The sequence below is a fragment of the Streptococcus parasanguinis genome, from assembly GCF_001074805.1.
In the GTDB taxonomy this organism is placed as follows: Bacteria; Bacillota; Bacilli; order Lactobacillales; family Streptococcaceae; genus Streptococcus; species Streptococcus parasanguinis_A.
Window position 1 is genome coordinate 1 of record NZ_JUPI01000143.1, and the last position, 12093, is coordinate 12093.

Consider the following 12093-nt stretch of genomic DNA (forward strand, 5'->3'; position numbering starts at 1 on the left):
TGATTCAGATTGTGACACTGATTGTGATTTAGAAACCACTTCTGATTCTGATACAGATTGTGATTTAGAGGTTACTTCTGATTCAGATTGTGACACTGATTGTGATTTAGAAACCACTTCTGATTCAGATTGTGATGCAGAGTTTGAGAAGGATTGCGATTGAGAAGCAGACTCTGAATCATTCATCTTCTCGAAGTAATAGTTTACATCAGTTGATGGTTTAATCGCAGTTGGAATTGAGTAGTTGTTTGAGAATGATGAATAACCCTTCAACTCAGAGTATACTTTTCCGTTTGGAGCTGTAGGATCATTTGCTACAGATCCTTCTGCTTGGATTTCTGGAACTTTACCAGCAATGACATTGTAACTGTTGTTACCAGCACCCGCAGGTGTCAATGATGTGCTTGGAGCACCTTTGAATGGACGTGGATAAGTGTGTAGAGTTCCGTCCATTTGTTTATAAGTATCTGTCTCAGTAGCAGACTGCCAACCAGTGATAATGAGTGATTTACTTCCAGCTGTTTCGTTGACTTCAATATAGTAGTCACCATTTTTGCTGTTTACTTTTGTAACTTTTGTCTCATCAGCCTTCCACTCTTCACCAGCTTTGTTAACTTTACTTGTATAGATGAGTGTGTACTTAGATACATCTTCAGTACCAATATCTGATGTAGCAAAATTGTTAACCTGAGATGGATCAAGGGCGTAGAATTTCGTTACAGTTGAGCCATCAGTATCAACGATTTCAGAAATACGTTTCACGTAGTAGTGGTTTGCTCCACCTTGAAGTTCGACAAGTTTTTGTCCAACAACACCCTTACCAAGGATACCAGATGTTTTTTGAGTTGTATCTGTTGTGGCAGCTACAGGTTTGTAACCAGCAACATCACGATTTCCTGAGGCTGTGAATTGTTGCCCTGCAAGACCTGTTTGAGTATAGCTTGCAAGAACTGTTTCATTTCCAGTTGGTGTGTATGTTTGACCTTCTGTGTACTTGCTACTGTCAACGACTTTATAGTAAGTTGTTTGATCAGCTTTAGCATAAGGAACAGAAGTTTGAACGTTTTGTTTGTCTTCACCTTGGTTACCTGGGTAGTTAGTATCACGGATTTGAAGTGTTTCATACTCAAGGTTAGCATTTACCAATGAGAAGGTAACGTTACCTGGATTAGTTCCGTTAGCACCTGTGTAAGTCAAAGTATTGGTTACATCAGAGTTGTTGTTTGTGATGTAGCTTGGAAGTGAGATATTGCTTTCTCCCGCTTTGATTGTACGAGTGTAAACTTCTGAACCATCAGACTTCTTAACGATACGCAAGTAAACATCTGGGTTAGCTGAAAGGCTACCAGTGATTGCAGAACGGTCTACTGAAAGAGTAGCATAATAATCAAAGTTTGTTTTAGCTCCAGTAGCGTGGTTAGTTTTAAGGAATTGCCATACACCAAAAGTGAAGCGATCAGCGTTTGGATCCAAAGCATAGCCAGCTTCGTTGAAGGCTGCATCTTCAATCGTTGCACCGTTCGCATTTGAGATTACTGGATTAGTATCTACACTACCAGTAGTGCTTGTTGAAATTGGTGCCAACTGTGCTGAAATGGCTGGAGCACCATTCACTGTTGTATTACCAGTAAAGCCTGCTGCAGTCAAGGTTGCCATCATGTCATCTACTGACTTGCTCAAGCGTTCGCGTTGGTCTGCGTATGATTGAGCTGAAGCATTAGCGTTGATCAAGCTGTTGCTTGCTGTCAATTCTGTTTGAACTTTAGCGATGGCAGCATCAAGTGCTGCTTTCTTTTCTGGAGCTGAAACAGTTGCTGAGTAGTCTCCTGCAATCTTGTTCAACAATGCTGCTTCTGAAGCGTTTTGTTCCAAAACAACTTTATCTTCAGCTTTCGCTACTGTTGTAGTGCTTTCTACACTTGCTTCAGAGCCAGCTGCTACAGTTGATTCGCTTGAAGCTGCTGAAAGTTCTGCTGAACCTTGTTCGCTCAATGAAACTGATAGAGATGCTGATACTTTTACAGATGTTGAGGCAGAAGCGCTAGCTGATTCTGTTGTTGATTGAGATTGAGATTCAGTAGTTGACTCAGTTGTTGATGCTGTTGTTGATTCAGACTGAGATTCTGTTGTTGATGTTGTTCCAAGGACTGTACTTCCTTGTTCTACAAGTGCTTCACTTGAAAGCTCAGATGCAGTCGCAACGTCTGATCCTGTTTCATCTGCTTTGGCAGTATTCGCTACTGTAGCTGCACCAAGAACAGCCCCTGCTGCTACGATCCCTTTGAGCAAGCCACGGCTTGTCATTTCTTTCACTGATACTGCGTCTTCACGCACTTCAGCTACAACAGTCTCTTCGACTTGACCACGAATGACCTTCAAAAGACCAAAGTTAGAAGTCGCAGCACGCAACCAGTTTTTACCTGATTTGATCAATTTGAAACGAGTCACACGATCCGTTTCACGGAATTCACCGTTCGAACGTTTAAAAAACATTTCTGTCTCCTTATTACATTTTTTATTTCCCTTACATTATAGACTAATGTGTCGATTTTTGGAAGCAATTATCCTTAATTATTGCTATTTTTTTATAATTTTTGTTTTAGATAGTAATAAAATCGTTTTCAGTAGGATCAATTTGTCAAACCGGGGCAATTTTTTGAAAAAATCCTATAATGCTTTTACTTTAGAGGTAAAACAAAAAGCCCCATTTAATAGGGACTTTTCTGATAATTATCTGATTTTTTCCAACATACTTTCAATGTGTTGGATGGATTTTTCGCGTCCAAGTAAATAGATGGTATCTGGCAATTCAGGACCATGCATTTCACCTGAAACGGCAATACGGATTGGCATAAAGAGATTCTTCCCTTTGATCCCAGTTTCTTTTTGAACCGCTTTGATTTGTGGGAAGATATTTTCTGCCACAAACTCATCGTCTGACATGGCTTCCAATTTCGCTTTGAAGGCTTCAAGTACAGTCGGAACCGTTTCACCAGCCATGACTTCTTTTTCTGCATCTGTCAACTCTGGGAAGTCTGAGAAGAAAAGGTCTGTCAATGGAACGATTTCGTCCACCGACTTCATTTGTGGCTTGTAGAGTTCTACAAACTTCTCAGCCTTGTCTGTCAAACGACCTGCTTCTTCGAGGAATGGCTTGGCCATTTCAAAGATAGTCGCAAGATCCGCATTCTTGATATACTCATTGCTCATCCAGTCCATTTTCTTCTGGTCGAAAGCAGCTGGAGACTTGCTGAGACGATGTTCATCAAAGAGCTTGATGAGTTCTTCGCGAGAGAAGATTTCGTCTTCCCCACCAGGGTTCCAACCAAGAAGAGCGATGAAGTTAAAGACTGCTTCTGGAAGGTAGCCCTTCTTACGGTAATCTTCGATAAATTGAAGGGTGTTAGTGTCCCGTTTAGACAACTTCTTACCAGTTTCAGAATTAATGATCAAAGTCATGTGACCGAATTCTGGTGCTTCCCAACCAAGGGCTTCATAGACCATGAGCTGTTTTGGGGTGTTGGCAATGTGGTCGTCTCCACGGATAACGTGAGAGATTTGCATGTCGTGGTCATCGATCACAACGGCAAAGTTGTAAGTTGGGTAGCCATCTTTCTTCTGGATGACCCAATCCCCACCGATATTACCACCTTCAAACTCGATATCGCCTTTGACCATATCATGCCACTTGTAGATACCAGACTCATTCACTGCCAAACGAACCGTTGGAATCACACCCGCTGCTTCACGTTCTGCAACGTAAGCAGCTTTTTCTTCCTCGCTCATGCCAAGGTATTCGTTAATGTAACGAGGTGTTTCACCTGCCGCTTCTTGGCGTTCACGTTCAGCTGCCAACTCTTCTTCAGTAACGTAAGATTTGTAAGCTTTTCCTTCCGCCAAGAGTTGGTCGATGTATGTTTGATAGAGTTCCAAACGTTCTGATTGGCGGTAGTTTTCGTGCGTCTCAGGACTTTCATCCCAGTCCATGCCCAACCAACGCAGGTTTTCAAGCTGGGAACGCTCTCCGTCTTCGACATGACGTTTGCGGTCCGTATCTTCGATACGGATGATAAAGGTTCCACCATGGTGGCGCGCATACAAGTAGTTAAACAAAGCTGTACGAGCATTTCCGATGTGTAGTAGCCCTGTTGGACTTGGTGCATAACGCACACGAATATCTTTTGCCATATTTCTCTCCTCTTATCTTGTTCGCTATTTCTAGCTCATTTTTCAATCGTTCCTATTATACCACAAAGAAAGCAGGACTGAAATGAATAAGTGGCCTTTCTAGCTTTTCTTCCTATATATAAAAAAAGCCAGAACAAATGCTCTGACTGATATCCAATCTATTTGTATCTTATTTTAGTCTTTCTTCTAATTCAAAGTCGATTGGTAGAGTTTGTAAAAAGTGCTCCAACTCACGTTCCCAATAGAACCATTCGTGCTTACCTGGGCTGTGGGTATAGGTGACATCCAAGCCTAACTTTTCTAATTCCTTGACTTCAAAATTATTGGCTTCATAAAGGAAATCCTGCTCCCCACACCAGATCCATAGTTTGGTCTTCTTATCTGAAAACTCCTTGGCAGCAGTCTCTAGCGAATAGGAACTGGTCGTCCAATCCTCAATCTCTCCAAAAATTCCCTTCCAAAAAGCTGGTTGTTCCAAGTCATTGTTTTCAAAGTCTCTATCATGGAAACTTAAAGCACCAGAAAAACTAGCCGCATGAGAGAAACGATTTGTCTTGAGAGCCAAGAGCATTGAGCCATAGCCACCCATGGATAGACCCGCAATAAAGGTTTTCTCCCGTTTCTTAGTCATATTCGGGAAGAAGCGAGAAAGGGTCTCTGGCAATTCTTTTGCAATGGCCGTGTAGTAGTTGTAGCCATACTGGGTATCGGTGTAAAAGCCATTATTGGTGTTGGGTAGGACCACGATCAGATTGGTATTGCGCAGGATGCGCTCTACATTGGTCCGCTTCAACCAGGAGTGGTGGTTGCCATTCATCCCGTGTAAGAGATAGAGAACAGGAATATCCGTATCCGCTGGATCTTCCACGCGCGATGCATCGGGATAAAGGACGGACACCCCCCACTCCATCTTCAAAGCTTCTGAATAATACTCAATCTGCATAACTGCCATTTGCTTTCCTCTTTCTATTGTTAAAAACACTCGGCAAGCCTTCGCCCGCCAAGCGTTTCATTTCTTCTATTATTTTACTTCCATCACGACTGGTAAGATGGCTGGACGGCGTTTGGTTTGCTCAAATAAGAACTTAGACAAGTTGTCACGTACCAAACCTTTTAACTCACCCCAGTCAAAGCTATCTTGTGTCAAATAATCTTCGACGCTTTGGTTGACCAATTCGCAACTTTCACGAAGAATATCCCGACTCTTCTTAACATAGACAAAACCACGGGTGTGCACGCGCGCTTTGGAAATAATCTTCTTCTCTTTGCGGTTCACCGTGATCGCCACGATAAAGATCCCGTCTTCTGACAAGACCTTGCGGTCACGAAGGACGATATTGCCCACATCACCAATAGCATTCCCATCGATCATGACATCTCCTGCTGAGACGCTACCGGCAGGGACGAAGTCCCCCTTTTCATACTCCATCATCGATCCGCGTTTTGGAATAAAGATATTTTCAGGCAAGATACCGACTTCCATCGCCACTCGTGCATGGGCATCCAATTCACGGTACTCCCCTTGGATTGGGAAGAGATATTTAGGACGAAGAAGGTTGATCATCAACTGCAAGTCCCGCGCGTTTCCATGACCAGATACGCGCAAGCTTGACGTGATCAATTTGACAACTCCACCTGCTTGGTAGACCATGTTTTCTACACGTGCCACCACTGCTTCTTTGGCAATAGACGGCGTTGTGACGATGTAGACCAAGTCCCCATCTTTGATTTCCACATAGCGGTGACGACCAATCGACATCTTACGCAAACCATTGATCGGTTCACCCATCCGGCCTGTTTCCAAAATGATCAATTCATGATCCTCAAAACGGCTCATTTCTTTTGGCTTGATCAAGAGTTTTTCGTTGGCAAGAGATAATTTATTCAAGCGGATGGCTGTGCGGACGATATTTTCCACATCAAACCCTGTCAAGACCACCCGGCGGCCAGTCCCAGCTGCAGCATCAAAGACCTGCTGGATCCGAGAAAGGTTGCTGGCTACCGCCGCTACGATGACACGACCATCCCAGTCCGCAATGGTATCCAGGATTTCATCGCCCACTTCTTGCTCACTAGCAACTTGCATCTTGCTATCCGCGTTGGCCGAATCACTCAAGAGGGCAAGCACACCCTCACGTCCAATCTCAGCTAGGCGAGCAAAGTCCGTCGCATAAGACTCGCTGGCAGTTTGGTCAAATTTAAAGTCCCCTGTGTAGACAATATTGCCCTCAGGAGTGCCAATCACAATCCCGATACTTTCAGGGATGGAGTGGGTAGTTTGAAAGAAAGATACAACGGCATCACCAAAATCAATCTCAGAATTTTGATCGATGACATGGAAGTCGTTGAATTTCTTAACACTGTCATTGCTTTTGACAAAGAGTTTAGCCAACTCGATGGTCAACTCTGTCCCGAATACAGGGACTTTTGCTTCAGCCAAAAGATAAGGCAAAGCCCCAATGGCATCCGCGTGACCGTGGGTCAAGAAAACACCCGCAATACGGTCCTTATTTTCAAATAGATAATCCATGTTGGGGATGACGACATCCACCCCAAGTTGCTCATTTTCTGGATACTTCAAACCTGCATCCAAGACAAAAATTGAATCGTTCACTTCGGCAACGTAGAGATTTTTTCCATTTTCTCGAACACCGCCAAGAGTAACTAATTTAATACTACTCACTGTTGTCTCCTTTAGTGTGATTATTTTAATACTTACGGTCCTTGGTCACCCAAGTCGAATTACAGCTTTGCAAATACTTGCATATCCACTTTATTATACAATTTTTTTCTCTTTTTTTCAAAAAGCTTTCCACGGCAAAAAAGTCCTCTCATCTAAAGTAGATGAGAGGACTTCTAGGCGCCTATTTTTAGGGGGAAAAGACCCTAAAAATGATAATCTCCCCGTTTATTTTCAATGATCCGCATGGCTGCCTTGATCACATGGAATTTGCTCAGCAATTCCTCTAGGCGCTGACTATTTCGTTCGCTCAATTGGCCGTTTTTGACCGCTTGGGAAAGGCGATAAAAGTCATCCAAATCCTCCCCAATGTTTTCAAACAGCTCCTTGGCTTCCTTGAGTCGATAGCGATTGACCAAGTGGTTCATGTCTTTTTTGAAAGAAGTGACATTGCTGTCGTGAATGTCCGTATAAGCTTCCTCTTCTTCCTTAGACTCATGGTAATTAACCGCCTTAAAACAGGTGATAAATTCCCGACTTTTGATATTGCAGACAAAGATGACACCATCACTGGCTACATAGGCTTCTGTATTAGCTGGTTGAACCACATTACTATCATAAGGAGAGAGGGAGGGGAGGTGTTGGTTGATCCACCTGTTCAGGTGCTGATCATCTACGCCAAAGCGCTCAAAAGCTCTTTGCCGAAAATGGTCACGACAACTATATTCTTGCGCATACGACAATCCCATACTCTCACCTCCTCCTGGGTATTTTATAAAAAATGGCCTCCAGTCTTACGGGACTGAAGGCCTGGTCTGCTTCGCTGACTTGGTGCAATTAACCTATTGGCTAACAAAACAATGTTTATGATGTTGATTTCATTTAATAGTATTTGTGTAAAATACCAGAGGTTTTCTTTGCTATCCCAAATCTAAATTTATGAGCTTTCGACTGGACGCATTGAAGTTTGAAAACCTTTATAAAAAGCTTCTACCTACTATTTCCACGTTTTCTTATGTCTCCGGACAAACTAAGCAGGCTTGCCCGACCGTCCAACCGATCCGACACACACGACATAACTGCTCTTTTACGATAAGAGCATGAACAGCTATCAGCAAAACAGGCCTAAAACGAAGTAACCTAAATTTTAACTCGATAAGGCATTGGTATCAATCCCTTCTTCATCTTTCTAACTATATTATACTCACCTACCTGAGTAATTGCAAGCGATTTCAGCTGAAACTAGTTCCTATTTTTATGTGGTTTTATAGATGATTTAAGAAAAAGAAAAAGCTAGAGAGCAAGGTCTCTAACTTAGCATGCAGACAAACTACTTCCACATAAAACAATCTAAGTGATATCGCTTCTGTCCTACTACCTATTTTCACTTTGCATTTTACGGGCTTTGTATCTTAGCGGAACGCGACAGGACGAAGGTGGATCGATACTATCCACCTGAGGAGTTAGTGAGGCGTGTAGGCAAAGTACCATAGTACTTGCCATTACACGAATTGAACACGCCCTAAATGCTGTGTGAAAAAGATAAATTCTCTTGTGAGCATGGCTCACTGCAAGAATTTCCTATCTTCACTTTGCATTTTACGGGCTTTGTATCTTATTCTTTCTCAAATAATTGATAGTAGTCTGCGATGGCCATTTGGGCTTTTTCTTCTTGATTGAGATCTTGGACGATATGTCCATCTTTCATAACAATCAAGCGATTGCCATATTTCAAAGCATCTTCCATATGGTGGGTAATCATAAGGGCAGTGAGAGCATCTTGTTTCACAAACTCATCCGTCAAGGTCATGAGGGCCTGACTGGTTTTCGGATCCAAGGCTGCAGTATGTTCATCTAATAGCAAAAGTTCTGGACGTTTTAGTGTCGCCATCAACAAGCTCAAAGCCTGACGTTGCCCCCCTGATAGAAACTCAACTGCTGTATCGATATGATTTTCCAAGCCATTGCCGATCTTAGCAAGAACTGTCTGAAACTCTTCTTTATAGCTTGCCAAGTGACGCGGAATCAAACCACGTTTTTCTCCGCGAAACTTCGCTACCAAGAGGTTTTCCGCTACTGTCATGCGAGGCGCTGTTCCCATTTTAGGATCTTGAAAGACACGAGATAGGTACTTGGCTCTCTTCTCAGGAGAGTAGTTGGTCACATCTTCCCCTAGAATATAGATCTTCCCGCTACTAACTGGAAGTGTCCCAGCAATGGTATTAAAGAGGGTTGATTTCCCAGCTCCATTGCCCCCTAAAATCGTGATAAAATCATGCTCTCGAATTTCCAAGGAGACATCATCCAGAATGACTTTTTCTTCATTCATCCCATTGCTCACAGCTTTGGTTACATTTTTTAATTCTACAATTGCTGTCATTTACTGAGTTTCGCTCCTTTCATGATTTTTCCCTTAAAGGTTGGAATCATCAGGCAGATAGCCAAGATCAAGGCACTGAAGATTCGGATATAGCTGGTATTGATGCCAAGCGCAATCACGGCCCAAATCAAAAATTGGTAGGCGATTGAACCGATTGCAATACTGAGCAAGCGCTCTGTCAAGGTGACATTTGAAAAGAGAACCTCTCCAATAATGAGGCTGGCAAGCCCGATAACGATGACACCAATCCCACGTGAAGCGTCTGCATAGCCTTCTTGTTGGGCCATCAGTGCACCAGAAAGAGCAATAATCCCATTTGAAATGACCAACCCCATCAATTCCATCCGGTCGGTGTTGATCCCAAAACTTTTGGCCATGTCTGGATTGTCCCCTGTCGCAATATAGGCTTGACCCAAGCGTGTATCCAAGAAGAAGATCAAACCAAGGATCACAAGCGTTACGAAAATTAAACCAATCAGGATCTCATTGAACCCATTGGCAAAAGGAAGAAATTCCTGAATTTTTTTATAGCCCAAAAGTCCCAGATTAGCCCGCTGCATGACAAAGAGAATAACCGAGTTACAGGACGTCATCACAAGGATCCCTGACAAAAGCGTGGGGATTTTCCCTTTTGTGTAGAGAAGGCCCGTCGCAAGGCCCGCTAAGCATCCTGCACCAATAGCAGCCAGCGTCGCAAAGAGTGGGTTGACCCCTTTAGTAATCAAGGTCACCGCCACCGCTCCTCCAAGCGGGAAGGACCCTTCTGTCGTCATATCTGGAAAATCTAGAATTCGGAAGGTCATAAAGATTCCCAATCCTAAAATAGCCCAAATCAAACCTTGTGAAACAATTGAATTAATCATAGTTTCTCCCTTCGATAGTAGTAGTTTAATTGTAACATAAATATGGAAGAGAACCTATAGGAAATTCACAATATTTCTTGGATCACCAGCTTTTTAAAAATAAAACGGAACCCTCCTGATTATATGGAGCAGGAGGGTTCTATAAGCTTTTATAATTATGCAAAAAAGAAACCTGTGTTTGTTTCACAAGTCTGGTCTTAGTAGGGTAACTGACGACAATAAGGGTGTGAAGTTCTACCACCCCAAACCCTACTGTAATTCCAATTCAAAGTGGCTTCATTCCCCTTGTTGCCGGCAGTTTGAAAGATCAAATTACTTTACTAGTATACTGTTTTATCATCTGCAAGTCAATGAAAATTTTCTGAAACTAGTTACAGAATTTCTAAAAATTTTACTATTTACCTGTATATTTTTTTATTTTCCATAACAAAGAGGCCCTGCTCTTTCGAGCAAAGCCTCTTCTTAGATCTAAAATTGTCGCCTCATCAACAAAGATGTCGATGTCTCCTCAATTTTAGTCTTCACGTTTCTTGCGTTTTGCAAGTCCAGCGAGTCCAACCATACCAAGTGCAGCACCTAACAATGCAGCTGATACTGATTGTTCTTCACCAGTGTTAGGAAGTCCTGGAGCTGGTGGAGTTGTTGGTGTCGGTGGTGTTGGAGGAGTCGTTGGTGGTGTTGTTGGTGGTGTTGGAGGAGTTGGTGGCGTTGTTGGTGGTGTATTAGGCGGTGTTGTTGGTGGTGTTGTTGGCGGAATAACAGTGTTGTTAAACTCTGTATCTTCTGGCAACTTAGTAGTAGCTACTAATACTTTACCTTCTTTATTCACCACGATACCAACGGTCGCAACCATCTTATCGTAAACAACGCTAGAATCTGTACCACGAATTTCTTCTACATGGTAGAGGTGAGTTCCTTCTTCACCACGTTTGAACTCAAGATTTGAGAAGGTGATCTTACCAGCCGCATCATTCTTCACAGTTTCGATCACATTGCCTTTTTCGTCTTTCAGAACGAAGCTGAATTCACCAGCTTTCAATGTGCGTCCTTCCAATTTCTTAGTGAATTGGAATTGTACCTTAACTGGAATGTTGACTACACGTTTTTCAGTTGGTTTTTCTGGTTTTTCTACAGTCTTCTTAGTTGGATCGTATTGGTGTACGATTTGTGAAGCTGTATTTTCGATATCCACACCCTCTTGAGCAGATTGTTTAATTTCTGCAGGGATTTCAAACTTGTAGTAACGTCCGAAGGCCAACTTAGTTGTGTCGATAACTTGTGTATTTTCTGCATCGCCAAGTGACTTAGTCAAGTCCGCTTTAGAAGTTGCAGTAATTACACCATTTTCAACCTTGATATCAAACTTAGCTGTTACATCTTCTCCTGTTACAGAGTCGTATGCCTTAATATCAGCTCCGTTGACAGTCAAGTTTGCACTGTCATATTTATCTGTCACACCTACAGATTGAATATTGTGTGCTTCAGTGAATTTAGTTGTATCCAACCATACTTGGTAGTATACTTTATCACCTTTCTTAAGTGTCTTCGTATTGATATTTTGAGCTTCGTTGTTGGCAGTACCGTCCACATATGGGTTCGCATTGGTGTCCGCAACTTTATGTTCCAGCTCGTTATCATCATCGAGAAGTTTCACACCTGTCAGATCGAATTTAGATTCGTTCAAGATGTATTTCTCTGGGTTGAATTCTGGAGTTTCTGGAGGTGTTACACGGTTGTTGAACTCTTTGTCTGCTGGATCTGTTACGTTAGTGATGAGAGCTTTCGCTGTTCCGTCATGTTTAACTTCTACAGTTACTACTGCTTTCATCGCATCGTAAGTGACAGTTCCGTCAGTACCCTTCACTTCTTCAACTGTGAACTTGTGTTCGCCTACTTGTTCTTTCTTGAATTCAAGTTTAGAGAACTTAACGTTACCAGATGCATCATTGCTTACAGTTTCAAGAGTCTTACCTTCTGAATCT

At 42.5% G+C, this 12093-nt stretch carries 8 protein-coding genes; all 8 read right to left on the reverse strand.

Translation table 11 applies throughout. The annotated features are described in order from the left end of the window. Window positions 1–2493, reverse strand: a 2493-nt coding sequence (locus ADI76_RS10140) for an accessory Sec-dependent serine-rich glycoprotein adhesin (RefSeq protein WP_049516300.1), incomplete at its 3' end; no start/stop codon positions are given. Window positions 2494–2730: 237 nt separating this feature from the next. Beyond that, window positions 2731–4188: a glutamate--tRNA ligase gene (gene gltX, locus ADI76_RS10145; RefSeq protein WP_049516302.1), complete on the reverse strand. Its 1458-nt coding sequence runs from the start codon at window positions 4186–4188 to the stop codon at window positions 2731–2733. A 169-nt stretch (window positions 4189–4357) separates the two neighbouring features. Then, window positions 4358–5140 carry an alpha/beta hydrolase gene (locus ADI76_RS10150; RefSeq protein WP_049516305.1) on the reverse strand — a complete coding sequence of 261 codons (783 nt, stop codon included), beginning with the start codon at window positions 5138–5140 and terminating at the stop codon, window positions 4358–4360. A gap of 69 nt (window positions 5141–5209) precedes the next feature. Further along, a complete protein-coding gene (locus ADI76_RS10155) occupies window positions 5210–6871 on the reverse strand; it encodes a ribonuclease J (RefSeq protein WP_049516307.1) in 1662 nt (553 codons plus the stop codon). A 203-nt stretch (window positions 6872–7074) separates the two neighbouring features. Beyond that, on the reverse strand, window positions 7075–7617 hold the full coding sequence (locus ADI76_RS10160; protein ID WP_049516310.1) for a hypothetical protein: 543 nt from the start codon (window positions 7615–7617) through the stop codon (window positions 7075–7077). An 866-nt stretch (window positions 7618–8483) separates the two neighbouring features. Continuing rightward, window positions 8484–9248 carry an ABC transporter ATP-binding protein gene (locus ADI76_RS10165; protein ID WP_045759962.1) on the reverse strand — a complete coding sequence of 255 codons (765 nt, stop codon included), beginning with the start codon at window positions 9246–9248 and terminating at the stop codon, window positions 8484–8486. Further along, window positions 9245–10111 carry an ABC transporter permease gene (locus tag ADI76_RS10170; protein WP_049516312.1) on the reverse strand — a complete coding sequence of 289 codons (867 nt, stop codon included), beginning with the start codon at window positions 10109–10111 and terminating at the stop codon, window positions 9245–9247. Before ADI76_RS10170 ends, ADI76_RS10165 begins: the two co-directional genes overlap by 4 nt. 514 nt (window positions 10112–10625) lie before the next feature. Then, window positions 10626–12093: SspB-related isopeptide-forming adhesin (locus tag ADI76_RS10175; protein ID WP_049516313.1), on the reverse strand; the 1468-nt coding region annotated here is incomplete at its 5' end.